The organism is Robiginitalea sp. (assembly GCF_982776155.1).
The window spans coordinates 203,181-226,552 of sequence record NZ_CEXZKX010000006.1; the positions used below are offsets into that span (position 1 = coordinate 203,181).

Here is a 23,372-nt window from a genome sequence, read left to right on the forward strand (position 1 = left end):
TTCAGTGTCGCTGGATGTATTAGCGGGTTGGTTTTGGATTAGGGCGCCGGCCGCCGGCGCATTGGAAAATTGCCCGGGATTATTTTAATCGGGCACCCGGATGTGGTTCCCCAGGAAAAGCGCATTGAGGAACAGGCGGTTTGTGCCGTACCAGCTACCCCGGAAATTCGGGTTGTCCGCAAACAGCACCACGCGACCGCCTCCCAGGGGGCTCACCAAAAGGGAAGCGGACCCCTTGGCGTAATCCTCCAGGTTTTCCCGGGTGAGGAATCCGTCCAGGTGCGGGTTCTCCGTATAGGCAGCGACGGTGGCATAGGGGTTTTTGGACGGCTGCAACCAGACCTCGTTGTTTTTGTACACCGGGATCCGGGAATCCGTATAGCCAAAAGCCAGGGGGTGCGTCCGGTCCAGGTCTGCCTGCAGGATCACCCCGCCCACGCTTTCCTTGCCGAGGTTTTCCGGGGCATCCACATAGGGTTTCCGCTCAGTAGCTGCGGTGGTATCCTGTTCCTTCTCGGTCAGCTTTTCCTTCACCCAGCCTTTTTCGATGGCGTATTCGGCAGCCCCGGCGATGGCCACCAGCGTATTCCCCTTGGACACCCAGTCCTTGATTTTCCTTTCTTCCCGGTCCGAAAAACTGTAGCGGCCGCTCACCAGGACAAGCGTGTTGTAGTCGTCCAGGGAAGCACCGCCAAAATCCCTCAGGGGGATTTTTGTAATCGGCATATGGACGCGGGTATCCAGCAAATGCCAGACTTCCCCGGCTTCGTAGGAGCGGACCCCTTCACCGATGAGCATGGCTGCCTTGGGTTGTTCCAGGGGCGCTACGTAGCGGCTCCCCAGGTCGATGCCCCGAAGGTGGTACCCCGAGGCCACCCCGAATGCGGGGACCTGATGGGTTTCCTGGGCTTCGCGCAGGAGTTGGTATACTTCGTCGGGGGATTTTGACTGGAGTTGGACGGGCAGGACCAGGGTTCCGTATCCAAAGCGCTTTTCCGCTCCCCCCGTGCGGGTGGTGAACGGTTTGAAGGAACTGGCCAGGACCAGCCCCTTGTTTTGGAGCTCGTGGAGCAGGGCCGGGGCGTTGTAGTCGTTCCAATCGATCAGGTAGGCGTATTCCGATTTTTCGACAGGGGTTACCGGGAAGAGGTCTTTTAGGCTGGTTACCGCTTCCCCGAGCCGGAAATTCCGCTCTGCCCGGTAGTCGATATTGTAGAAATTGGCAACCGACCAGGCGGAGGCGTCGTAGAATACGCTGTCCCGGTATTGCCGGTACGTCTCAAAAAATGTCTGCACCATCCGGTACTGGGGCTGTCCGGCGGGGACTACAAAGCCGCCGCGACCATCTTCATAGACTTTTACGCGGTGGATCAGGAGCTTGTCCAGGAAGGCCTTCATCCGGTTTTTGTCCGGATTGGCCGGGATGCGGTAGGCCCGGGCACGCCCGGCTGCGGCATTCCGCAGGGCACTGGTAAAAAATTCTTTTTGGTAGCGCTGCAGGTAGTCCTTGTTTTCTACAGCTGCCCGAACCGTTGCCATTCCGGAGACCAGTTGGTTTCGGATGGTGAAGGGAAACGTGATTTTGCCGTAGGCGGTCTTCTGGGAGTGTCCGCGGGAACTCGCCTGTTCAAAAAGCAGGCCGAGCCCGCCCTGGAGGTCCGGGTAGGAGGAGCCGTAACCCGGGTACGTCCCGTCGAATACCTCCTTGGTAAAGTACAGGGAGCCCAGGCTGTCGTGGGCCTGGACAAAATAGCCGGCAAAGAGTTCGTTCAGGTCCTCGTAATTCTCCCGGGGCATGATCGGGTCCCGGGAACCGTTGACTTTCATCGGCTCAAAAAAATGCGTGCTCTGGGTCCCCATTTCGTGAAAATCCGTCACCACGTTCGGGTACCAGGTGTGGTACCAGTTGAGTTTGCCCCGGCTCTCCGGGTTGATGGCCAGGAGCCAGTCGCGGTTCAGGTCAAACCAGTAGTGGTTGGTCCGGCCCCCGGGGAAGTATTCGTTGTGCTCGGCGTCCTGTGGATCGGATACCAGCGGGTTGCCCCGGTAGGAATTGGCCCATTGGGTATGCCGGTCGCGTCCGTCCGGGTTGATGGTGGGGTCCAGAAAGACCACGGATTCCTCGCGGTAGCCCGCAACCCGGGGGTCTTCGGAGGCAACGAGGATATAGGCCGTCAGCAGGGCCGCCTCGGAGCTGGAGGGCTCGTTGCCGTGCACGTTATACCCCAGGTTGATAAATACCGGCAGGTCCGGGTCTGCACGGAACGGGGTATCCGGGTTGGTAAATTCCAGGTGGCGCTCCCTGAGGGTTTCGAGTTGCCCGAGGTTTTCTGCCGAGCTGATTCGAAGGATTACCAGCGGCCGTTGCTCGTGGGTATGCCCATAGGTTTCTATCTGCGCCCGGTCCGAAGCCTCAGCGAGAACCTCCAGGTATCGGACAATCCGGTCGTGGCGGGTGTGGTATTCCCCGATGCCGTAGCCCAGGAATTCCTCAGGGGAAGGGATGCCGGATTTATAGGGTTCGTATTGTTTGAGGAAATAGTCCTGAGAAAACAGGCAGGTGCTGCATGCCAGCAGCAGGATTACAAGTGTATTTCGCATGGGTTGGTAAGGCTTTTGAATTACGCGCCTAAAGATAGGGATATTGTCCGATACGCCCCCTCAGGCAATCGTATGGAAGGGCGCATGGGCCACCTCCCGGAAACGGATGATGTAATTGGTGCCTTTCTTGGAGGCGTCCCGGATCACCGACCCCCGCAGTTGCCGGCTCAGGTTGTAGATGAGTTTAAGCCCCAGCGACTTGGTCGTCTTGTGGGAGACGCTTTCGGGGTAGCCCACGCCATTGTCCCCGATCCGCAGGATGTAGTCCGTCTTGTCCTCCTTTTCCAGCACAATGCTGATCTGGCCTTCGTCCTGGTCCTTAAAACCGTATTTGAGGGCGTTGGTGACGGCCTCGTTGATCAGGAGACCCAGGGGGATGGCTGTGTCGATACCCAACTCGATCTCCGGGATATCGATCTTCAGGGAGATTTTATTCTGGGGCCCTTTGATGGAACGTATCAGGTATTCCCCGAGTTCCTGAACGTAGGAACGGTATTCGATTTTGGAAAGGTCTTCCCGCATATAGAGCATTTCATGGACCATCGCCATAGCCACTACCCGGTTCTGGCTGCTGCGGATCAGGCTGAGGGTATCGGGGTCTTCGATGCTGCGGCTCTGCATCCTAAGCAGGCTGGAAACCGTTTGCAGGTTGTTTTTTACCCGGTGGTGCACCTCTTTCAGGAGGATTTCCTTTTCCTGCATCCGCTGTTCCATTTCCCCTTTGGAGCGGTAGAGCCGGTGGTGGGCACTGAGCAGGTTCCGCCCGAAAACGCCGCCCAACAGGTATACGGAGAGCAGGATGCTCAGGAAAGCAAATAAGTTGCGGGACCCTTCCGGGACGACATTCTCCCCCAGGCCCACGCCGCCTACGCTCTGGGAAAATATCAGGACGACAATCAGCAGGTTGATGGCCAGGTAGACCTGCCCGTAGGCCCGGGTAGTCACGTACCCGGCAAAGACGATGAGGGCCAGGATAAAAATAAACGGGCTGTTGATCCCCCCGCTGTAGAGTACAATGGCGACAGAACCCAAAAGCGCCATGATCGACGCGATATTATAGGTGATTACCAGTTTGTTGTGGAAGCGGTGGAGGAGCAGGTTCAGGCCGTTCAGGACCGCGAATCCGGCCATTACCTGCGGGATGACCCGTACGATGTCCATCAATTGCCAGCAGAGGATGGCGAAGACCAGGCAACAGGCCGAGGCGATTAGGTTTACCCGGAACAACAGCCGGGTTTTGTCCTGAAGCCGCTCCCGGTGCTTCTCGTTCTTTTTCATTTTGATGAAAATCGGCTTCTCGGACATAGGCCAGGTTGGGTGATTGCTGGGAACAGCGCTTTATCACGGTAAAGCTAGCTATGTTTTGCGATAAAATCAAAACGGGGGGAAAGAATGCCACAAAAAAAGCGACCCCTGCCGGGGCCGCTCCTGTTACAACTATATGCCGGGAGGGCTTTAATCCTCCACCAGCACCCATTCCCCTTTGGCCAGCAGGGGTTCGGCCTGTTTGTATTTCAGCGTTTTGTTCTGTCCAGAAACGATATTCTTGATGGTTACGCGCTCATTCCGTCCGATTTTCGGTTTCTCCCGGACGATGGTCTCCGTAACCTGCGGGCGCTGCCCCTGGGTCTGGCCTGCCGCGCGGTTGCGGGCTGCAAGTTCGTCGCTGTTCGGGATTTCCTCCTTGCTGGTTTGCAGGTTTTCCTTCGGCTTGCGAACCTGGCGGGCCTCCTGGATTTGCTGGGTGTTCGAAGACGGCAATTCGCCCTTGAAAAGGAAGGATACCACCTCCTTGTTCACCTTCTCGATCATCGCCTTGAACAACTCAAAGGCTTCAAATTTATAGATCAGGAGCGGGTCCTTCTGCTCGTGAACGGCCAGCTGGACGGATTGCTTGAGTTCGTCCATTTTGCGCAGGTGCGTCTTCCACGCATCGTCAATGATGGCAAGGGTGATGTTTTTTTCAAAATCGGTGATCAGTTGCTTCCCGCCGCTCTCATAGGCGGCTTCCAGGTTGGTCACCACGTTGAGCGTCTTGATCCCGTCCGTAAAGGGCACCACGATCCGTTCGAATTTATTCGCGTCGTCCTCGTAGACCTTTTTGATTACCGGGAAGGCGATCTCGGCGGCCCGTTTCATCTTTTCCTGGTAGTGCTCGTAGATTTTCGCATAGATTTTCTGGGCCATCTCCTGATACCCCAACCTGCCGAATTCCGCTTCGTCGATGGGCGCGGTGATGGAAAAATACTTGATCAGTTCGAATTCAAAATTCTTGTAATCCCCCGCCAGTTTGTTCGTTTCCGCAATCACCTCGCAGGTATCGTAGATCATGTTGGCGATATCCACCTTCAGCCGGTCTCCCTGCAGGGCGTGGCGACGGCGTTTGTACACCACCTCCCGCTGGGCGTTCATCACGTCGTCGTATTCCAGCAGCCGTTTCCGGATGCCGAAGTTGTTTTCCTCCACTTTCTTCTGGGCGCGTTCGATGGACTTGGTCATCATGCTGTGCTGGATGACTTCCCCCTCCTTGAGCCCCATGCGGTCCATCATCTTGGCCACCCGCTCGGACCCGAAGAGCCGCATCAGGTTGTCCTCCAGGGAAACGTAGAACTGCGAGCTCCCGGGGTCTCCCTGCCGGCCGGAACGACCGCGCAACTGCCGGTCGACCCGGCGGGAGTCGTGGCGTTCGGTCCCGATAATGGCCAGCCCGCCGGCTTTTTTGACCTCTTCGGTCAGCTTGATATCCGTTCCCCGGCCGGCCATGTTCGTCGCGATGGTCACCACGCCGGGTTTCCCTGCTTCGGCCACGATATCCGCCTCTTTCTTGTGTAATTTGGCGTTCAGGACGTTGTGATCCACCTTGCGGATACTCAGCATGCGGGAAAGCAATTCGGAAATTTCAACGGAGGTGGTACCGATCAGTACGGGCCGCCCCGCCTGCGATAATTCGGTTACCTGGTCGATGATTGCGTTGTATTTTTCCCGCTTGGTCTTGTAGATGAGGTCCTGCCGGTCGTCCCGGGCAATAGGCCGGTTGGTGGGAATTTCCACCACATCCAGCTTGTAGATTTCCCAGAATTCGCCCGCTTCGGTTACAGCTGTACCGGTCATCCCGGCCAGTTTGTTGTACATCCGGAAGTAGTTCTGGAGCGTGATGGTGGCAAATGTCTGGGTCATCGCCTCGATCTTGACGTTTTCCTTGGCCTCGATGGCCTGGTGGAGCCCGTCCGAATACCGGCGTCCGTCCATGATCCGACCGGTTTGCTCGTCCACGATCATCACCCGGTTGTCCATCACCACGTATTCCACGTCCTTTTCAAAAAGCGTATACGCCTTGAGGAGTTGGGTCATCGTGTGAATGCGTTCGCTTTTTACGGCAAAATCCTTGAAAAGGCTTTCTTTTTTCTCGGCCTCTTCCTCGATATCGAGTTCCTGGCTTTCGATCCGCGCTATTTCGCTCCCGATATCCGGCATGACGAAGAAATCCTTTTCCTGGTCCCCGGAAATGTATTCGATGCCCTTGTCGGTGAGTTCAATCTGGTTGTTTTTCTCATCGATGACGAACAACAACTCGGAATCTACGGTGGGCATTTCCCGGTTGTTGTCCTGCATGTAGAAATTTTCGGTTTTCTGCAGCAACTGTTTGATGCCCTCTTCGCTCAGGTACTTGATGAGCGCTTTGTTCTTGGGGAGTCCCCGGTGAACGCGGAGCAGGAGCAGGCCGCCCTCCTTGGTGTCGCCCTCGGCGATTTTCTTTTTGGCTTCTGCCAGCACCCCGGTCAGGTAGCGCTGCTGTTTCTGCACGAGTTCGGATACCTTGGGCCGCAGCTCGTTGAACTCATGCCGGTCGCCCTCGGGGACCGGTCCGGAGATAATCAACGGCGTCCGGGCATCGTCGATCAGTACGGAATCCACCTCATCCACAATGGCGTAGTGGTGGGGGCGCTGCACGAGGTCGCCCGGGGTATGTGCCATGTTGTCACGCAGGTAGTCGAAACCGAATTCGTTGTTGGTCCCGTAGGTGATATCCGCATTGTAGGCCGCACGGCGTCCCTCGGAATTCGGCCGGTGCTTGTCGATGCAGTCTACCGAAAGCCCGTGGAATTCGAATATCGGGGCCATCCACGCGCTGTCCCGACGGGCCAGGTAGTCGTTTACCGTCACCAGGTGGACGCCCTTTCCGGAGAGCGCGTTCAGGTAAACGGGCAGGGTCGCCACCAGCGTCTTCCCTTCACCTGTTTGCATTTCGGCAATCTTGCCCTGGTGCAGGGCGATCCCGCCGATGAGCTGTACGTCGTAGTGCACCATGTCCCAGGTCACTTCCTTACCCGCTGCATCCCAGGAGTTTTTCCATACGGCTTTTTCTCCGTCCAGGCTAACGTAATCCGCGCGTCCGGACAATTCCCGGTCGAATTCACTGGCGGTAACCGTAATCTCCGGGTTTTCCTTGAAGCGCCTGGCGGTTTCCTTTACTACGGCAAAGGCTTCCGGCAGCAGGTCCTCGAGGATTTTTTCAGTTCGCTGGTAGGCCTGTTCCTCCAGATCGTCGATCTGTCCGTAGAGGCTTTCATTCAGGTCGATGTCCGTGGAGTTGCCGACCTCGGCCTTCAACGCCTCGATCTGCTCTTGTAAATCGGCTACTCCCTCGTGAATCGCCTGGCGGAACCCGGCCGTTTTCTGGCGGAGTTCGTCGTGGGTAAGCGCCTGCATGGCCGCCTCATGGGATTTGATTTTCTCGACGAGGGGCTGGAGTGCCTTGACGTCTTTACTGGCCTTGTCGCCTACAAAAGCCTTAAGGACCGTATTGATAAAACTCATAGTATCTGGTATTTTTTAGGGCCGCCCGGTGCGGGGATACCCCTGGCGGGCGGAGCGGAAATCCGGGCCCCGTTCCCGGGACAATTACACCCGCAATCGTGCAAAAGATGTTCCAGTTTCCCGAATTATCGGAAGAAACGCCCGGGGCTGCCAAAATTACATAAAAAAAAGCCTCAGATGAGGCTTTTGGATGGCGACTTGCCGCTTGTATCAATATTCATCCTCGTTCCAGAGGTAATCTTCTTCCGTCGGGTAGTCCGGCCAAATCTCTTCGATGGATTCATAGATCTCCCCGCCTTCTTCTTCCATGGACTGAAGGTTTTCTACCACTTCCAGGGGAGCCCCGGTGCGGATGGCATAATCTATCAATTCATCCTTGGTGGCCGGCCAGGGCGCATCGCTCAGATAGGATGCCAATTCTAGTGTCCAATACATCTCAGTAGATTGATTTTAAAATTTTTGCAAAAATAATTTTTAAACAAAAACAGCCAAGGATTTCGACTGTTATTTATAATAATTACAATAAAAATCACAATTGGGCAAAAATAGAACGGGGAAATTGCGATTTTATTCGCTCCCCGACCCGGGAATCCATTTTTTTTCAATCGTTCCGGTAGCTGCCGCCAGGCTGCGGGACAGCACAAAAAGGTAATCCGAGAGCCGGTTCAGGTAGGCCAGGACGGTATCCGGAACCGGACTTTGCTCGGCCAGCAGGGTGGTCATCCGCTCCCCGCGCCGGCAAACCGTCCGCGCGATGTGACAGGTTGACACCGCCGGGTGCCCGCCGGGCAGGACAAAATGCGTCATGGGGGCCAGGTTCTCCTCGAGCTGGTCAATGGCGGTCTCCAGGGAGGCGATGTCCCCGGCCTCGATCTCAGGTATTTGCAGCCGCTGCTTCCCGCTTTTCAGTGTTGCCTTCTCCGGATCGGTGGCCAGCATGGCCCCGGCGGTGAACAGGCGGTCCTGGATACGCAGCAGGGTTTTGGTGTGCGGCTGGCAGGCCTCCTGGTCCCGCAGCATGCCGATCCAGCTGTTCAGCTCGTCGAGCGTCCCGTAACTCTGGATGCGGATGTGGTGCTTGGGAACCCGGGTACCCCCGAAAAGGGCCGTAGTGCCTCCGTCCCCCGTTTTGGTGTATATTTTCATAAGGCGATTTTTATTCCTTCCGGGGAAGGTCGGAATTCCGGTCGTCGTTGTACCGGTCCCGCAACCGCTGGCCTTCCATAAAATTGCGCGATTTCCGTTTCCGTCCCTTTTTCTTGTTAAAAGTGGCGATCAGGAAGTACACCAGGAGCAGGCCGCCGAGGATGTAGAAAATGGTGTTATCCATGACTCATAAAATTAATGGTTTAATTCCGGATTCTAAAATGTTCCCTGGCCTGTCCGTGCCTGAAAAACAACAGTCCTGCGGAGAAATTCTCCAGGCTGATTCGAACCTGCGGCAGGGATCGGGCCTTTTTCCAGGCCACCTGCCCACCGGGCTCGCGCAACCCGCCGACATACGCCACGGTGCGGCGGTTGAAATTCCCCGGTTTTTCCAGCCATTCCAAAAGCGCATTTCCCGGGGATTCAAAGAGGCAAAGGTCCGCGGGAGGGGCTCCTTTCCAGACCAGCTGCGGGAATTCCGCCTGAAGCTCTTTGACCAGCTTTTCGGCCGGCTCCGACGCCCAGGCCGACTCCGCCTTGAAATGCCGGAGAGCCGCGTGCAGCAGCCAGAGCGAGGAATGCAGCCCCTGTCTGTTCTGCCGGTAATAGGTCTGGTCCAGGAAACTGTAGATAAAGGGCGAATGCGTCCCGTGTCGGTTTTTGGCCCGGAGCCAGTAAAGGAATCTCTGGAGCATGGCTCGATATTGCAGATTATTCTTCGATGGCGGCCAGTTCAAACCAGCGTGCCGTCTTTTCTTCCAGTTCCTGCAGCAAATCGGATAATTCCCGGGAAAGCCGGTCCATCTCCTCCCCGGGGAGGGACGGATCGCTGAATCCCGTTTCGATTTCCCGCTTCCGCGCCTCCAGTTTTCCGATTTCGGTTTCCAGCTGCCGGTATTCCCGTTCCTGGTTGTAGTTCCTTTTCCCTTTTCTGGCCCCGGAATTGGCAGGGGTATCCCGGGTAACAGACGTTGCTGCATCGGATACCTCAGGCGCAGGCGCTCCGGAAGGCACCTCCGCCTGCAGGCGGTAATCGGAATAATTTCCCGGGAAGTCGCGGATGCCGCCCTGGCCGTCAAAGACAAAGAGGTGGTCGGTTACCTTGTCCATGAAATACCGGTCGTGGGAAACGATCAGGAGCGTACCCGGGAAATCGAGGAGGAACTCCTCCAGTACATTCAGGGTGACGATGTCCAGGTCGTTGGTGGGCTCGTCCAGGATCAGGAAATTGGGGTTCTGGATCAGTACGGTGCACAGGAAGAGACGCTTGCGTTCGCCCCCGCTGAGTTTCTCTATATAGTCGTATTGCGCTTTGCGGTCAAAGAGGAACCGTTCGAGTAATTGCTGGGCACTGAGTTGGCGCCCCTTTTTCAGCGGGATGTAGTCCCCGAACTCCCGCACGGCGTCTATCACCTTCTTCCCCGGGGATGCCTCCAGGCCGTGTTGGGTATAATAGCCGAATTGCAGGGTTTCGCCGTGGACCACCTTCCCGGTGTCGCTTTCCAGGTTTCCGGTAACCAGGTCCAGGAACGTGGTCTTTCCGCTGCCGTTCGGGCCTATCAGGCCAATGCGTTCCCCCCGCTTAAAATGATAGGTAAAGCCGCTGAACAATTCGCGGCCGTCATAGGATTTGGAGATATTGTGCAGCTCAACCACCTTGGTGCCCAGGCGCTCCATATTGATCTCCAGCTCCATTTCCCGTTCCTTCCGCCGGCTGAGGGCCTCCTTCTTCAGTTCTTCAAAATCCTCGATCCGCGATTTGGACTTGGTGGTACGGGCTTTGGGCTGCCGGCGCATCCATTCGAGTTCCTGTTTATAAAGCGAACGGGTTTTTTTGGCGGTGGTGGAGGCAATCTGTTCCCGCGCCTCTTTCTCCCTGAGGTAGTCCTGGTAGTTGCCGGGGTAGTGATGGAGCTCACCTCCTTCGAGTTCCAGGATGTCCGTACAAACCCGATCCAGGAAATACCGGTCGTGTGTGACCATCAGCAGGCTAACCGGACGGTTGCTGAAGTACTCCTCCAGCCATTCAATCATGTCCAGGTCCAGGTGGTTGGTGGGCTCGTCCAGGATGAGCAGTTCGGGTTCCTCAATCAGGGCGTGCGCCAGGGCCAGCCGGCGCCGTTGCCCGCCGGAAAGGCTAGAAACCCGTTGTTTCTGGTCGTGGAGCCGGAGGCGGGAGAGGATCTGGGAAAACCGGGTCTCCAGGTCCCAGGCATTGGCCCGCTCCATCGCTTCGAATGCCCGTTGATAGCCCCTGGTGTCTTCCGGATGTTCCAGGGCCTCCTCATACCGGGCCAGGATCCGCACCGTTTCATTGCCTGTGTCGAACAGGGTCTGTGCCACGGTCAGGTCCGGGTTGAGGTCGGGGTGTTGTTCCAGGTAGGCCCTTCGCAGGTTCTTCCGGTAGGTGACCGATCCGCTGTCCGGGCTGTCCTTGCCGGCCAGGATGTCCAGCAGTGTCGTTTTACCCGTGCCATTCCGGGCGATAAGCGCAACCTTCTGCCCCTGGTTGACCCCAAAGGTCAGCCCGGAGAACAGCGTGCGCTCCCCATAGGATTTTGCCAGATTTTCGGCACTGAGCAGGTTCATGCCGGTTTTTTTAGGTGGTGGATCAGCAACAGGTAGCGCAGGGCCAGGGCAGACCATAGGATGGCCACAACCGGGTGGAACGCCTGTACCCCGGTGGCCCATAAGATCAGGCAGACCCCCATTAAACCCAGAAGAGCTATCAGGTACCGCCGCAACCGGTTGTCCGGCTTTCTTTTCTGGAGCAGTTTGAAGGCGATATACCCATTGAACGGAAAGGCCCAAAGGATGTTGAAATTCCAAACCGTGGAGGTGTGGTCCGTAAAAAACCACAGGAAGCCGATGAGGAGTCCGGCGAGCCCTGTGGTGAGGAAAAGCAGGAAATCCAACCAGCGGCTGCGGGAGCCGTTCCGGAAATCGATCCAGCTGATGGTTGCGGTAAACACCAAAAGGAATAGTGCCCAGAATAGCGGATTTGCGGTAAAGTAGCGAATGTTTACCGGGTTGGGAAGGTCCAGGATGTCCCGTTCCCTCAGGATAAGGGGTTCCCCGCCCAGGGTGGCGTCCCCCACGAGTTGGCGGACGTATTCCGGCAGGAAGCTGTAGCCGAGGGGGGAGGCCTTTCTGTCCACTACGGCTCCCAGGGCCAGGTCGATGCCCAGGCTGGACCAGGAATTGACCTGCAGGTTTTGCTGGATGAGTTCCCGGTAAGTACGGCCGTCGCCTGAGAAGCCGGACACCATGTCCAGCCCCGGCCCGAGCACTTCCCGGAGTACGTCCGGGATCTTTGTCGCGCAGTTTTCGGCCAGGAAATCGTACTGGTAGTAGCGGTTTTCGGGCCGGTTGTTCCGCTCCAGATATTCAAATAATGCGGTTTTCTGCCCGGGATTCAGGTCCAGCAGTTGTTCGCTGACCCACCGGCCCTCCAGCTGGTAGGTGTACAGGAAATTGGCAAAATCGGTACGGCTCAGGGCATAACGGAGTTTTCCCCTGGCAAATTTCATATAGAAATTCGGGGTGTCGAAATCGAAGGTGCCGTAATTGTATATCCAGTCGAGGCCCCGTGCCGGATCCTGAACCCGGAAGGCACTGTGGCCGAATTGCGCGTAGAGGTCGGTACCCGGCCCGCAGGTAATTACGCTGATCCGCGCGTCGGGGCCGAGCACGGCTTGCTGTCCGGAAGCAACCCCTGCCATACAGGCGCAGAGACAAACGAGAAAGATTCGGAAATGGTTCATTTGCTGTAGGCCCGGGATAAGTTGGATTGCCGACAAATATCCAATATATTTCGGCAACTTCCAATGTCGCCGGCTGCCGGTATCCGCAGGGTGGCGGCATATTCTGCGAATTGTACTAATTTTACGATAACGGAAGCCCGGACCGCCGGCTCCAAGCCCAACCGATATATGAGAAACCTGCCGAATATCATTACCCTGCTGAATTTGCTGGCCGGCTCCATCGCCGCTGTATTTGCCGTTCTCGATCGCCTGGAATGGGCGGCCGCCTTTTTTATGCTCGGGGTGATCTGCGATTTCCTGGACGGGCTGGTGGCCCGCAAGCTTGGGGTCTCCTCCGAATTGGGCATCCAACTCGATTCCCTGGCCGACCTGGTCACAAGCGGGCTGGTTCCCGGGCTCGTAATGTGCCAGTTGCTCGGGATGTCTGTCAGCGGGGGATGGAGCAGCAATAGTTTTTTTACCGAGGCACTTTCAACCGGCGACTGGCCGCACGCGTGGCTGCCGTTTACCGGTCTGGCGATCACCCTGGCCTCGGCCTGGCGCCTGGCCCGTTTCAACATCGACGAAGACCAGGTGAGCAGTTTTACGGGCCTCCCCACTCCGGCAAACGCCCTGCTGATCCTCAGCCTGCCGCTTATTCTGCTCTATAACGGCAGCGATGCGGTAAGCGCTGTTTTGATGAATCCCTGGGTGCTGATTGCCGTGACGATCTTATCCGTTTACCTGCTCAATGCACCCATCCGGCTGTTTGCCCTGAAATTTGATACCTGGAGCTTCCGGGACAACGGGTATAAGTACATCTTCCTGATCCTGTCCGGGGTGGCCCTGCTGACCCTGCAGTTCCTGGCGGTTCCGCTGATCATCCTGATGTACGTGTTGTTTTCCCTGTTCGCCCAACCGAAATAAATAACGCGGCGGTTCCGCCGCGGTGATCCGCCGATCCGCCGATGGGCTGCCAGCCGGCAACCGAATCAGAAAAGCAGTTTTTTCTTCCGGAGTTCAAAGTTCTGGCCCAGGTAGACCTTCCGCACCATTTCGTCCGCAGCCAGGTCTTCGGGCAGGCCGGACTTGAGGATGCCTCCTTCGAACATCAAGTAGGAACGCTCCGTGATGGCGAGTGTTTCCTGCACATTGTGGTCGGTGATCAGGATGCCGATGTTCCGGTTTTTAAGTTGGGCGACAATTCGCTGGATATCTTCCACGGCAACCGGGTCTACCCCGGCAAAGGGCTCATCCAGCAGGATAAATTTGGGGTCAGTAGCCAGAGCACGGGCAATTTCGGTCCGTCGGCGCTCCCCCCCGGAGAGCAGGTCCCCCCGGTTTTTACGGATGTGGCCGATCCCGAATTCCTCGAGCAGGCTTTCCATCCGCATGTGCTGTTCCTTTTTGCTGAGGTCCGTGAGCTGCAGGACGCTCAGGATATTTTTTTCGACGCTGAGCTTCCGGAATACCGAAGCCTCCTGTGCCAGGTAGCCGATCCCGTACTGGGCCCGCTTGTACATCGGGAATTTCGTGATTTCCGTCTGGTCCAGGAATATGCGCCCCCCATTGGGTTTGATCAGCCCCACGATCATATAAAAGGACGTTGTTTTGCCTGCACCGTTCGGGCCGAGGAGCCCGACGATTTCACCCTGGTTGACTTCCAGGGAAATCCCTTTAACGACCTGGCGGCCGCGATAGGATTTCATGATATTTTCGGCTCGGAGTTTCATGGGACGTGGGCCAAACTTACAGTTTTTCGGGTGGGGTCGGTGCCATTTTCGGATTTTTTTAACCCTTGTTTTCCAGGACTTCCCAGAATTCTACCGCCCGCCTCAGGTGGGGGATGGTGATGGTGCCGCCCACCAGGGTGGCGATGCCCAGGGTTTCCATGACTTCCTGCTTGGTGGCCTGGTGTTTGTACAGGGTTTGCAGGTGGTACCGGACGCAGTCGTCGCACCGCAGGACCGTCGAGGCCACCAGGCCCAGGAGTTCCTTGGTCTTCACGTCCAGGGCGCCCGGGGCGTAGGCGTTCGTGTCCAGGTTAAACATCCGCTTCATCAGCCGGCTGTCGCTGTTGAGCAGTTTTTCGTTCATCCGTTCCCGGTAGGCGTTGAATTCATCGACTTGATCTGGCATTCTTCTGGGCTTTTGCCTGCCGTTTGAGCACGACAGAGGAGATGTAAATACTGATTTGATACAGGATCAGGACGGGCACGGCCACTATGATCTGACTGGCCACGTCCGGCGGGGTGATCACCGCGGAGAGGACCAGTACAATCACCAGGGCAATCTTCCGGTACTTCCGGAGGATCTCCGGGGTAACCAATCCCACCCGGGTGAGGAAAAAGATGATGATGGGCAGTTCAAACATGATCCCGCAGGCAATGACCGCGGCCCGCACCGTGGAGATGAAAGAGCTGATATCGATTTCATTCAGCACTTCCTCACTGACCTGATAGGTGCCCAAAAAATTGATGGACAGGGGGGCTACCACGTAATAGCCAAAGAGGACCCCCATAAAGAACAATGCCGAGGCTATCAGGATAAAGCCCCGGGAGTGCTTGCGCTCTTTTTCATAGAGCCCCGGGCTGATGAACTTCCAGATCTCGTAGAGCACGTAGGGGAAGCCCACGATAAATCCGGCCCATATGGAAGTCCAGATATGCGCGGAGAATTGTCCGGCCATCGTCCGGTTCTGGATGGTAAATGGCAGGGAATCTGCACAGAAGGCGGAATCGAAGCCCAGGCTCGTGGCGATATCGCAAAAGAGCCGGTACGTCGGGAAACTCATCTTTTTGGGCCCGAAGATGATCGTGTCGAAAATAAAGTCCTTCATCAGGAATGCCCCCACACCGAGGATCACGATGGCCAGTGTAGACCGGATCAGGTGCCAGCGCAGCTCTTCCAGGTGGTCCAGAAAGGACATTTCATTGGGGTCCTTGCGTTCTTTCTTTGCCATTAAAGTATGCCCTCCTTGATTAGGTTGTGGATATGGACCACCCCGATGTACCTGCCGTCCCGGGTGGCCAGCAATTGTGAAATGTCATTTTCCTCCATCATTTGCAGCGCTTTGACAGCCAGGACCTCGGAATCGACCGTTTTGGGCCCGGTGGTCATGATATCCCGGGCGCGCAGTCCGGCAATATTGTCGTGTTTGTTGAGCATCCTCCGGATGTCCCCGTCCGTGATAATCCCGGCAACCCGGTCCCCGTCCATCACGGCCGTGACCCCGAGCATTTTCTCGGAAATCTCCACGATGGCATCCTTGACAGGTGTATCCCCGGATACCTGCGGCACCTGGTTTTGCGCGGCGATGTCCCCCACGCGCAGGTAGAGTTTTTTCCCCAGGGTTCCCCCGGGGTGGTAGCGTGCAAAATCCCGGCTGCTGAACCCTCTGAGTTCGAGCAGGCAGATAGCCAGGGCGTCGCCCAGCACCAATTGGGCCGTTGTGCTGGTAGTCGGGGCCAGGTTGTTTGGGCAGGCCTCTTTTTCTACATAGGTGTTCAGGCAGTAGTCGGCGCGCCGGCCCAGGAAGGAATCCGGGCTGCCCGTCATCCCGATCAGCGGGTTGCCACCCTGTTTGATCAACGGGACGAGCAATTTGATTTCCGGGGTATTGCCGCTCTTTGAAATGCAGATGACCACGTCGTTTTGCTGGATGGTGCCCAGGTCTCCGTGAATGGCGTCCGCTGCGTGCATGTAGATGGCCGGGGTACCGGTGGAATTCAGGGTCGCCACAATTTTGGAGGCGATAATGGCGCTTTTGCCAATACCGGTGATCACCACGCGGCCGTCAGCTTCGAGAATGCACGAAACCGCCCGGGAGAAATCCTCCGTAAGCAGGGTGGCAAGGTGGTGGATGGCATCGCCTTCCAGGGCGATTGTTTGACGCGCTATTTCGAGTATAGCCTTACTGTCCTTCAAGGTTTTGCATTAATTAACACTAGCGGTTTCCAATCCTTAAAATGTATACAAAAGAGGGATTGTTTTTAAAAGAATGTGCTATATTTAAGAAAACAAAATTACATAAACTTATTAGAAACAAATTCAATTCCCCCGCATTTCACATTCGGCACATTATTTGCCGAGACCACCCTGTATCATCCAATGGATACGGCATACCCGGGGCCCCGGGATTGTGATGTTTGCAGAAAGAGCATGAAGCATGATTTTGAATGAGACCGACCTGAAAGCGTCCCTGAAGAAATACTTTGGGTTTTCGCAGTTTAAGGGACTTCAGGAAGACGTAATTAAAAATATTGTCCAGGGCAGAGACACCTTCGTCATAATGCCTACGGGAGGAGGGAAGTCGCTGTGTTACCAGTTGCCGGCCCTGATCGGCGAAGGCACGGCCATAGTGGTATCCCCCCTGATTGCCCTGATGAAAAACCAGGTGGACGCCATCCGGGGCGTCTCGGACAACGACGGGGTGGCCCACGTGCTGAATTCCTCCCTGACCAAGGGTGAGGTCAAAGCCGTGAAGGAGGATATTACCTCCGGGGTCACCAAATTGTTGTACGTGGCCCCCGAATCGCTGACCAAGGAGGAATACGTGGACTTCCTGCAGGGGGTAACCCTTTCCTTTGTCGCTATAGACGAAGCCCATTGCATCTCGGAATGGGGGCACGATTTCCGTCCCGAATACCGGAATCTGCGATCCATTATCGACCGTCTCGGAGACGACATCCCGATTATCGCCCTGACGGCGACGGCAACCCCCAAGGTACAGGAAGACATCCTCAAGAATCTGGGTATCCCGGAAGCTGAAGTATTCAAGGCTTCCTTCAACCGCCCGAACCTGTACTACGAGGTACAGCCCAAAACCAAGAACGTGGATGCGGACATTATCCGGTTTGTGAAGAAAAACGCCGGGAAATCGGGTATTATATACTGCCTGAGCCGCAAGCGGGTGGAGGAACTCGCCCAGGTGCTGCAGGTAAACGGGGTCAGCGCGGTGCCGTACCATGCCGGTTTTGACGCCAAGACCCGCTCCCGGTACCAGGATATGTTCCTGATGGAGGAGGTGGATGTGGTCGTGGCTACCATCGCCTTCGGCATGGGGATCGACAAGCCGGATGTGCGCTATGTGATTCACCACGACATTCCCAAGAGCATTGAGAGCTACTACCAGGAAACCGGCCGGGCCGGCCGGGACGGGGGCGAAGGCCACTGCCTGGCTTTCTACAGCTACAAGGACGTGGAGAAACTCGAAAAATTCATGGCCGGCAAGCCCGTGGCCGAACAGGAAATCGGCAACGCCCTGTTGCAGGAGATCGTCGCCTACGCGGAAACATCTGTTTCCCGCCGGAAATTCATCCTCCACTATTTCGGGGAGGAATTCGACGAGGTCAACGGCGAAGGGGCGGATATGGACGACAACGTCCGGAACCCCAAGGAAAAGGTGGAAGCCCGGGACGACGTGGTAAAAATCATCCGGGCCGTCAAGGAAACAAATGAAAAATTCAAGGCCAAGGAAATCGTCAAGACGCTTACCGGGTCGTCCAACGCCCTGATCGCAGCCCATAAGACGGCCGGCAAAGAGGTTTTCGGCTCCGGGGCGGACAAGGACAAACACTATTGGATGGCCCTGGTCCGGCAAATCCTGGTAGCCGGCTTGTTAAAGAAGGAAATTGAACAATACGGCATCCTGCACGTTACCCCGTCCGGTGAGGAATTCCTGAAAAACCCGACATCCTTTATGATGACCCGTGACCACCGGTACAGCGAGGCCCAGGAAAGCCCTTCCGGCGGCACAGTCCGGCCGCGTTCCGGCACGGGGGACGATACGCTGCTCAAGCTGCTGCGGGACCTCAGGCGCAAAGAAGCTGCCAAGTTGGAAGTGCCGCCCTTTGTGATTTTCCAGGACCCTTCCCTGGAGGATATGGCTTTGAAATACCCCGTCAGCCATGAGGAACTCGTGAACATACACGGAGTGGGGGAAGGCAAGGCCCGCAAATACGGCAAACCGTTCCTCGGGTTGATTTCACAATACGTGGAGGAACACAATATCACGAGACCGGAGGACCTGGTGGTAAAAAGCACGGGTGCAAATTCGGCCCTCAAGCTCTATATTATCCAGAATGTAGACCGGAAACTGCCGCTGGACGACATCGCAGCGGCCAAGGGCCTGGAATTGCCGGAGCTCGTCCGGGAGATGGAACAAATTGTCTTCAGCGGTACCCGGTTGAACCTGGGCTACTACATCGACGATATCCTGGACGAAGACCAACAGGAAGAAATCCACGATTATTTTCTGGAGGCGGAGTCGGACGATATCGAGGAAGCCCTGAAAGAATTTGACGGGGAATACGAGGATGAGGAACTCCGGCTCTACCGCCTAAAATTCATGAGCGAAGTCGCAAACTGACCCAAAGCTGCACAACCTGTTTTATTGAAGGATTCCCGGTGGCGGGTGTGCGCCCTGCGCCTAGGGGGCCAGGAACCTGAAAGGCTCCCACGGCAGATTCCGCAACACGGTAAATAAGAGTACCAGCGCCAGCACCACCCAGGGGGCCCGGGGATGGTCCAGCGGGCTGTTGGGGAACCGTTTTCCGAAATTTCGCGCCACGCGTTCCGTGCCGTGCCAGCCGAGAAGCAATACGGCCGGGGGGAACAGCAGGTTATGGCCAAATGCCCCGCCCAGATCCAGGCGGGTGAGGTCGTGCAGCGCGCGCTGGCTGCCGCAGCCCGTACACAACAGGCCGGTGAGCTGGTGGAAGGGACAGGCCGGAAAGGACCCGCCTTCCGGGTCCATATGGTAGTAAACCAGCAGGAGGAATACTCCGGCGGCTACCCCTCCAAGGGCATACCACGTTATTTTGCGATCAGTAGCGGGCATTTTCCATGATCCCGGCAAAGATGCTGAAGCCGAAGATGGCCAGGTAGATGATTACTCCGATTCCCCCTACCACCAGGCCTACAATTCCCCAGGTACGTGCGCTTCGGGAATACTGTTCCGCCAGGGGATAATCGCCCCGGGCATAGGTCTCGTTTACCCGGGCGGCATATATGATGCTCACGATGCCCGCCGGGAGGCAGCAGCAGACGGTGCAGATAATGGCCAGGGCCAGGTAATTGCTCGGTTTTGGGGGTTGGTTTTCCATTTCGTTCATGCTGGTCGTAGTTTTAATGGGTTATCGTGCTCGGCCGGGGGGATATGGCAGTGGCGGACGGTTGGTACCGTCCACCGGGGGTTATTCCTCAAACCCCCACTGTTCCATCATTTCGCGGGATTGTTCCATCATGGCATCCCATCCTCCCAGTTGCTGGATGCGGAACAGCATAAAACCAAAATAAAGCACACCGAGGACAATGGCGATTATGGCGAGTATCCGGGCGGTTTTCCACTGGTTGTAATTTGTGTAGACCTCCGGGGACTCCAGGTACTTCTTGTAGTCCGACCGAAGCAGCAGGTAGGCGATTACACCCAGGAGGATTGCCGGAAGCCCCCAGATGCAGCAACAGACATAGCCCAGGATGGATAATACAATGGCCAGGGTTACATTCGGTAATTTTCTTTGTTCCATGGTAGCGGTGGTTTAGTGGTATCGTTGGTTTAAAGGTTTAGTTTCAGGAGGAAATTCACGAGGATCGCCGTCACTGTAGTACCCGCCAGCCAGGTAATCAGCTGCGTGCCATTCCTGACCCAGGCCAGCCGGTCGGCCACGATAGCCGCAAACAGGGCCATCAGGGGCAACAGGGCAGGGTACATCAGGAAGGATTCGATCAGTTCGCCACGCAGCAGGAGGGCAACAGCGCGTTGGAGGCCGCAGCCGGGGCACGAAATGCCCAGGATTTGCTGGCTCAGGCAGGGGAGCATGTCGGCTTCGGAAAAAATGGCTAATAGTATCATAGGGAAAAGACCGTCCCGGGATTTCCGAACGGTAAATTACTATTATTTTTGGGCAATGAAAATAAAACCCACCATTTATTTGGTCGCCGCCAATGCCCCCGCGGCCGGGGTAACCTCTAATCCCGAGGACGATGGAAAGCATTGAACCGGGCGATCGGGTCCAGTGGCTGGATGAAGACCTGGAGGGCGTGGTCCTGTCGGTCACCCCGGAGGGAATTCGCGTTCGCACCCCGGATGGGTTTGAAATGACGGCAGCCCCTGAGGCAGTCGTCCGTATCCCGAAAGGTGCCTCCCTGCCGGTACCCCCTTCGGCGGCCTCGGAGAAGCCGCAGGAAAAGCCGAAACGGAAGGGACACCGGACCGGAAGCAAAAAGGCGCGCTACGCCCCGGCCCTGGAGGTGGACCTGCACATCGAAAAAATTCACCCGGCCCCGCAGCGCCTGGACACATATGAAATCCTCGATATACAAATGGAAACCGCGCGCCGCCAGCTGGAGTTTGCCCTGAGCAAACGAATCCAGAAAGTGGTATTTATCCACGGGGTGGGCCAGGGGGTGCTCAAGGCCGAATTGCGGACGCTTTTCCGCCGATACGACCACCTGAAAGTGCGGGAGGCCGATTACCGCTCCTACGGCCTGGGCGCCACGGAAATCTATATCCCCCAGGAGGCTTTCAACTAGAAGTCAATTGCTGGATTCGGAATTCAATTGGAAGATGTGGTAACCGTCCCGAATTCCTCCACGCTGATATTGGTGAGGCGCTCCCCGTTGGAGGTGATAAACGACACTCCGGCCAGGCGGATTTCGTGTGTGAAGAGCGTGGTATCCGCGGCGTCCCGGACCGTGGTGATCAGGACGCTCCCCGCTTCGGCTTCTACCTCCTGAAGTACCACCGGGGTTGCCGGGGGGATTTCCCCGCAGAAATACGAACTGCTGACGGCATCGTCGAACAGGCGGTAGGTCAGTTGGGAATTTCCCGGGATTGTCGATTCGATTTCGCCCCCGGAATCCGCATTTGCCAGCAGGCCGCTTTCGAGTTGCAGGATCAGCGCTTCGGAATTGTCGATTTTGAAGAATAGCTCCGTCGCGGTGGTTGCCGTACCGCAGTTCTGGATGGCAACCTCGTCAAAATCGATGGTTTCGATTTCGAGGTCCCCGCTGGAACAGGCAGACAGGAAACCGGCACAAAGAATTATCAGGGCTTTTTTCACAATGCCAAAGATACCTGAAATGACCCTGAATCTCCCAAGTGTCTCCCCGTAATTTTAGGAGGATTTAACTAATTTCGGTACTTTTGGCCTGTTAAAAACCAAGCTTTGCGCGCCATGGAAAAAGTATATCTGGACAATGCGGCAACCACCTGTATCCGGGAAGAAGTAATCGCCTCCATGTGCGAAGCCCTGGAGGGTTGCTACGGAAACCCATCCTCTACGCATTCCTTTGGCCGGAGCGCCAAAACGGGCATCGAAAAGGCGCGGAAGACCATCGCGGCCCGCTTGGGTGCCCGCCCTGGTGAGATCATCTTCACTTCGGGGGGTACCGAGGCCGATAATATGATCCTGCGGTGCGCTGTCCGCGACCTGGGGGTCCGGACCCTGATTACCACGCGCATCGAACACCATGCTGTTTTGCACACCGCCCAGGCACTGGCCGGGGAATCCGGTATCCGGCTGGAGTATGTCCCCCTGGACGCGGACGGCAACCCCCGGCTGGAAGCCCTCGAAAAATTACTGCAGGCCGATGACAGCCGGAAGCTCGTTAGCCTGATGCACGTCAACAACGAAATCGGCAACCTGACCGACCTGCAGGCGGTTTCCGCGATCTGCCGCCAACACGGGGCATTGTTCCATTCGGATACCGTGCAATCCATCGGGCATTTTCCCTGGGACGTACAGCAAACGCCGGTGGATTTTGCCACGGCTGCGGCCCACAAGTTCCACGGCCCGAAGGGTGTCGGATTTGCTTACATCCGCAAGGATACGGGATTGGGCCCCCTGATTTTGGGCGGGTCACAGGAACGCGGGTACCGGGCCGGGACCGAAGCCTACCACAACATCCTGGGCCTGGAGACTGCCCTGGAGGCCGCCTACGCTAACCTGGAACGGGAAAGGGAACACATTGCGGGCCTTAAAAAATACTTCATCGAAAAGCTTCGTGAATCCATCCCGGGGGTGGCTTTTAACGGTCTGTCGGCCGATCCCGAACGGAGCACCTATACGCTGGTCAATGTACGGTTGCCGCTGAGCGAAGAACAGGGGCAGTTGCTGTTGTTCCACCTGGATTTGAAAGGTATTGCCTGTTCCAAAGGGAGTGCCTGCCAGTCCGGCAGTACGGGTGCCTCCCATGTCCTGGCGGAAATCCTCCCCGAGGAGGAAATGGCGAAGCCTTCCCTGCGCTTTTCATTTTCGCATTACAACGGGCGGGAGGAACTGGACTATACGGTGGGGGTTTTGAAAGAATTTGTGGAATCCCAGGTGGGCAAGGCGGTCTAGCTTGCCAGAGGTCTTTTTTCTTTAACGGCCTTCCTTGTCGTAGGGGAATTTCCGGGCCGCCTTCTTCATCATCTTGTCGATCAAATCGTCGGTGTCCTTGCCGGATTTCCGGCTGATTTCCTGCTCGTATTTCCAGATGAGTTTTCCGGATTTCCCGTCGCTGATCTTGATGCCGATCCTGCCGTAGTCGGCATCGCCCAACAGGTAGTCCAGAAAACTGAAGTCAGAGGGTACGCCATCGGAAAGCAATACGTTGACATCCAGGTTCCCGCTGATGATGCCGTCCACTCCCAGGATGTCCGCGAGTTCCCGGATCGTATACCGGTCGATGTTGTCGTATGAGATGTCGTTCTGGGCAAGCAGCGCGTTCGTATCCTTGCTGTTCTGGAAGTCCACGCTGAATTTTTTGCGTTTTTTGCCGCGCCCGAAATAGGTTTCCAGGGCATCCTGCACGGCATACCCCTCCTTTTGCTCCAGACGGTGCTTTTCGCTCCGGCTGAGCTCCTCATCCAGGTCCAGGTGGGTGAAGAACGGGATGATGGCAAGTACCTGGTGGTCCTGGCTCAATTCGTCAAAACGATTGCTCTGGAAGATGTTTTTCTGGGCAACTGCATTCGCAGTACCCGCGATTATCAGGAAGGCTACCAGCAAATTTTTCATAGAGGCAACACGGGGTTGGGGTGTTGGATATCCGGCAACGTGTTGGGCCGGATGCAAT

Annotated in this window: 23 protein-coding genes; 4 read left to right on the top strand and 19 right to left on the bottom strand. The window is 56.4% G+C overall.

Translation table 11 applies throughout. The features are described 5' to 3' along the window. Window positions 1-84 precede the first annotated feature (84 nt). From AC3DKS_RS11995 to AC3DKS_RS12035, 9 genes are all read right to left on the bottom strand, one after another. Window positions 85-2,601, bottom strand: coding sequence for a M14 family metallopeptidase (locus tag AC3DKS_RS11995; protein ID WP_015754301.1), 2,517 nt, complete (start codon window positions 2,599-2,601; stop codon window positions 85-87). 60 nt (window positions 2,602-2,661) lie between these two features. Then, on the bottom strand, window positions 2,662-3,879 hold the full coding sequence (locus tag AC3DKS_RS12000; protein ID WP_041327097.1) for a sensor histidine kinase: 1,218 nt from the start codon (window positions 3,877-3,879) through the stop codon (window positions 2,662-2,664). Between the two features lie 177 nt (window positions 3,880-4,056). Beyond that, window positions 4,057-7,419, bottom strand: a complete 3,363-nt coding sequence (secA, locus tag AC3DKS_RS12005; RefSeq protein ID WP_420593092.1) for a preprotein translocase subunit SecA — start codon at window positions 7,417-7,419, stop codon at window positions 4,057-4,059. 210 nt (window positions 7,420-7,629) lie between these two features. After that, window positions 7,630-7,854, bottom strand: coding sequence for a DUF2795 domain-containing protein (locus tag AC3DKS_RS12010; RefSeq protein WP_013551418.1), 225 nt, complete (start codon window positions 7,852-7,854; stop codon window positions 7,630-7,632). 132 nt (window positions 7,855-7,986) lie between these two features. Then, complete coding sequence (locus AC3DKS_RS12015; protein ID WP_474731791.1) at window positions 7,987-8,565, bottom strand: cob(I)yrinic acid a,c-diamide adenosyltransferase; 579 nt, start codon at window positions 8,563-8,565, stop codon at window positions 7,987-7,989. Window positions 8,566-8,575: 10 nt separating this feature from the next. Continuing rightward, window positions 8,576-8,749 carry a hypothetical protein gene (locus AC3DKS_RS12020; RefSeq protein ID WP_015754306.1) on the bottom strand — a complete coding sequence of 58 codons (174 nt, stop codon included), beginning with the start codon at window positions 8,747-8,749 and terminating at the stop codon, window positions 8,576-8,578. A 19-nt stretch (window positions 8,750-8,768) separates the two neighbouring features. Continuing rightward, entirely contained in the window at window positions 8,769-9,260 is a 492-nt protein-coding gene (locus tag AC3DKS_RS12025) for a hypothetical protein (protein WP_474731792.1), read from the bottom strand. A 16-nt stretch (window positions 9,261-9,276) separates the two neighbouring features. Further along, on the bottom strand, window positions 9,277-11,154 hold the full coding sequence (locus tag AC3DKS_RS12030) for an ABC-F family ATP-binding cassette domain-containing protein (RefSeq protein WP_474731793.1): 1,878 nt from the start codon (window positions 11,152-11,154) through the stop codon (window positions 9,277-9,279). After that, entirely contained in the window at window positions 11,151-12,329 is a 1,179-nt protein-coding gene (locus AC3DKS_RS12035; RefSeq protein ID WP_474731794.1) for an Lnb N-terminal periplasmic domain-containing protein, read from the bottom strand. The genes AC3DKS_RS12030 and AC3DKS_RS12035 overlap by 4 nt, the downstream gene beginning before the upstream one ends. 168 nt (window positions 12,330-12,497) lie before the next feature. Here AC3DKS_RS12035 and AC3DKS_RS12040 point away from each other — a divergent pair, with 168 nt between their 5' ends. Then, window positions 12,498-13,235 (top strand): CDP-alcohol phosphatidyltransferase family protein, encoded by a 738-nt coding sequence (locus AC3DKS_RS12040; protein WP_272608002.1) that lies wholly within the window; start codon window positions 12,498-12,500, stop codon window positions 13,233-13,235. Between the two features lie 65 nt (window positions 13,236-13,300). Here AC3DKS_RS12040 and lptB read toward each other — a convergent pair whose 3' ends face one another. Genes lptB through AC3DKS_RS12060 form a run of 4 tightly spaced genes read right to left on the bottom strand, consistent with a single transcriptional unit; the run spans window position 13,301 to window position 16,235 of the window. Beyond that, window positions 13,301-14,041: an LPS export ABC transporter ATP-binding protein gene (gene lptB / locus AC3DKS_RS12045; protein WP_015754311.1), complete on the bottom strand. Its 741-nt coding sequence runs from the start codon at window positions 14,039-14,041 to the stop codon at window positions 13,301-13,303. Between the two features lie 58 nt (window positions 14,042-14,099). Continuing rightward, window positions 14,100-14,447, bottom strand: a complete 348-nt coding sequence (locus AC3DKS_RS12050; protein WP_015754312.1) for a carboxymuconolactone decarboxylase family protein — start codon at window positions 14,445-14,447, stop codon at window positions 14,100-14,102. Continuing rightward, the gene (gene tatC, locus AC3DKS_RS12055) at window positions 14,428-15,270 is read right to left on the bottom strand and encodes a twin-arginine translocase subunit TatC (protein ID WP_015754313.1); all 843 of its coding nucleotides are present in this window, start codon (window positions 15,268-15,270) and stop codon (window positions 14,428-14,430) included. The genes AC3DKS_RS12050 and tatC overlap by 20 nt, the downstream gene beginning before the upstream one ends. Further along, complete coding sequence (locus AC3DKS_RS12060) at window positions 15,270-16,235, bottom strand: KpsF/GutQ family sugar-phosphate isomerase (protein WP_015754314.1); 966 nt, start codon at window positions 16,233-16,235, stop codon at window positions 15,270-15,272. The genes tatC and AC3DKS_RS12060 overlap by 1 nt, the downstream gene beginning before the upstream one ends. Before the next feature lie 241 nt (window positions 16,236-16,476). Here AC3DKS_RS12060 and recQ point away from each other — a divergent pair, with 241 nt between their 5' ends. Further along, on the top strand, window positions 16,477-18,678 hold the full coding sequence (recQ, locus tag AC3DKS_RS12065; protein ID WP_015754315.1) for a DNA helicase RecQ: 2,202 nt from the start codon (window positions 16,477-16,479) through the stop codon (window positions 18,676-18,678). Between the two features lie 60 nt (window positions 18,679-18,738). On the opposite strand, the gene AC3DKS_RS12070 is transcribed toward recQ, so the two are convergent. The 4 genes from AC3DKS_RS12070 to AC3DKS_RS12085 all read right to left on the bottom strand — a co-directional run bounded on the left by AC3DKS_RS12070 (window position 18,739) and on the right by AC3DKS_RS12085 (window position 20,163). Next, on the bottom strand, window positions 18,739-19,149 hold the full coding sequence (locus AC3DKS_RS12070; RefSeq protein ID WP_420593097.1) for a DUF2752 domain-containing protein: 411 nt from the start codon (window positions 19,147-19,149) through the stop codon (window positions 18,739-18,741). Beyond that, window positions 19,136-19,423 (bottom strand): CD225/dispanin family protein, encoded by a 288-nt coding sequence (locus AC3DKS_RS12075; protein WP_015754317.1) that lies wholly within the window; start codon window positions 19,421-19,423, stop codon window positions 19,136-19,138. Before AC3DKS_RS12075 ends, AC3DKS_RS12070 begins: the two co-directional genes overlap by 14 nt. Window positions 19,424-19,504: 81 nt before the next feature. Further along, window positions 19,505-19,837 (bottom strand): CCC motif membrane protein, encoded by a 333-nt coding sequence (locus AC3DKS_RS12080; protein WP_015754318.1) that lies wholly within the window; start codon window positions 19,835-19,837, stop codon window positions 19,505-19,507. A 29-nt stretch (window positions 19,838-19,866) separates the two neighbouring features. Beyond that, on the bottom strand, window positions 19,867-20,163 hold the full coding sequence (locus tag AC3DKS_RS12085) for a DUF2752 domain-containing protein (RefSeq protein WP_474731798.1): 297 nt from the start codon (window positions 20,161-20,163) through the stop codon (window positions 19,867-19,869). A gap of 131 nt (window positions 20,164-20,294) precedes the next feature. Between AC3DKS_RS12085 and AC3DKS_RS12090 the strand changes: the two genes are divergently transcribed. Then, complete coding sequence (locus AC3DKS_RS12090) at window positions 20,295-20,843, top strand: Smr/MutS family protein (RefSeq protein ID WP_474731800.1); 549 nt, start codon at window positions 20,295-20,297, stop codon at window positions 20,841-20,843. A gap of 23 nt (window positions 20,844-20,866) precedes the next feature. Here the strand turns inward: AC3DKS_RS12090 and AC3DKS_RS12095 are convergent, their stop codons facing one another. Next, window positions 20,867-21,373, bottom strand: a complete 507-nt coding sequence (locus tag AC3DKS_RS12095; RefSeq protein ID WP_420593099.1) for a hypothetical protein — start codon at window positions 21,371-21,373, stop codon at window positions 20,867-20,869. 114 nt (window positions 21,374-21,487) lie between these two features. On the opposite strand from AC3DKS_RS12095, the gene AC3DKS_RS12100 reads away from it, so the two are divergent. After that, window positions 21,488-22,654 carry a cysteine desulfurase family protein gene (locus AC3DKS_RS12100; protein WP_474731802.1) on the top strand — a complete coding sequence of 389 codons (1,167 nt, stop codon included), beginning with the start codon at window positions 21,488-21,490 and terminating at the stop codon, window positions 22,652-22,654. Window positions 22,655-22,675: 21 nt separating this feature from the next. Here AC3DKS_RS12100 and AC3DKS_RS12105 read toward each other — a convergent pair whose 3' ends face one another. Then, window positions 22,676-23,314 carry a hypothetical protein gene (locus AC3DKS_RS12105; RefSeq protein WP_015754324.1) on the bottom strand — a complete coding sequence of 213 codons (639 nt, stop codon included), beginning with the start codon at window positions 23,312-23,314 and terminating at the stop codon, window positions 22,676-22,678. Window positions 23,315-23,372 lie beyond the last annotated feature (58 nt).

Bases quoted from the DNA above. Each gene is read 5' to 3' on its own strand.
- AC3DKS_RS12090 (WP_474731800.1), top strand. From the start codon at position 20,295: ATGGAAAGCATTGAACCGGGCGATCGGGTCCAGTGGCTGGATGAAGAC.
- AC3DKS_RS12100 (WP_474731802.1), top strand. From the start codon at position 21,488: ATGGAAAAAGTATATCTGGACAATGCGGCAACCACCTGTATCCGGGAA.
- recQ (WP_015754315.1), top strand. From the start codon at position 16,477: ATGATTTTGAATGAGACCGACCTGAAAGCGTCCCTGAAGAAATACTTT.
- AC3DKS_RS12010 (WP_013551418.1), bottom strand. From the start codon at position 7,854: ATGTATTGGACACTAGAATTGGCATCCTATCTGAGCGATGCGCCCTGG.
- lptB (WP_015754311.1), bottom strand. From the start codon at position 14,041: ATGAAACTCCGAGCCGAAAATATCATGAAATCCTATCGCGGCCGCCAG.
- secA (WP_420593092.1), bottom strand. From the start codon at position 7,419: ATGAGTTTTATCAATACGGTCCTTAAGGCTTTTGTAGGCGACAAGGCC.
- tatC (WP_015754313.1), bottom strand. From the start codon at position 15,270: ATGGCAAAGAAAGAACGCAAGGACCCCAATGAAATGTCCTTTCTGGAC.
- AC3DKS_RS12105 (WP_015754324.1), bottom strand. From the start codon at position 23,314: ATGAAAAATTTGCTGGTAGCCTTCCTGATAATCGCGGGTACTGCGAAT.
- AC3DKS_RS12025 (WP_474731792.1), bottom strand. From the start codon at position 9,260: ATGCTCCAGAGATTCCTTTACTGGCTCCGGGCCAAAAACCGACACGGG.
- AC3DKS_RS12075 (WP_015754317.1), bottom strand. From the start codon at position 19,423: ATGAACGAAATGGAAAACCAACCCCCAAAACCGAGCAATTACCTGGCC.
- AC3DKS_RS11995 (WP_015754301.1), bottom strand. From the start codon at position 2,601: ATGCGAAATACACTTGTAATCCTGCTGCTGGCATGCAGCACCTGCCTG.
- AC3DKS_RS12040 (WP_272608002.1), top strand. From the start codon at position 12,498: ATGAGAAACCTGCCGAATATCATTACCCTGCTGAATTTGCTGGCCGGC.
- AC3DKS_RS12070 (WP_420593097.1), bottom strand. From the start codon at position 19,149: ATGCCCGCTACTGATCGCAAAATAACGTGGTATGCCCTTGGAGGGGTA.
- AC3DKS_RS12015 (WP_474731791.1), bottom strand. From the start codon at position 8,565: ATGAAAATATACACCAAAACGGGGGACGGAGGCACTACGGCCCTTTTC.
- AC3DKS_RS12000 (WP_041327097.1), bottom strand. From the start codon at position 3,879: ATGAAAAAGAACGAGAAGCACCGGGAGCGGCTTCAGGACAAAACCCGG.
- AC3DKS_RS12050 (WP_015754312.1), bottom strand. From the start codon at position 14,447: ATGCCAGATCAAGTCGATGAATTCAACGCCTACCGGGAACGGATGAAC.
- AC3DKS_RS12035 (WP_474731794.1), bottom strand. From the start codon at position 12,329: ATGAACCATTTCCGAATCTTTCTCGTTTGTCTCTGCGCCTGTATGGCA.
- AC3DKS_RS12085 (WP_474731798.1), bottom strand. From the start codon at position 20,163: ATGATACTATTAGCCATTTTTTCCGAAGCCGACATGCTCCCCTGCCTG.
- AC3DKS_RS12020 (WP_015754306.1), bottom strand. From the start codon at position 8,749: ATGGATAACACCATTTTCTACATCCTCGGCGGCCTGCTCCTGGTGTAC.
- AC3DKS_RS12030 (WP_474731793.1), bottom strand. From the start codon at position 11,154: ATGAACCTGCTCAGTGCCGAAAATCTGGCAAAATCCTATGGGGAGCGC.
- AC3DKS_RS12080 (WP_015754318.1), bottom strand. From the start codon at position 19,837: ATGGAACAAAGAAAATTACCGAATGTAACCCTGGCCATTGTATTATCC.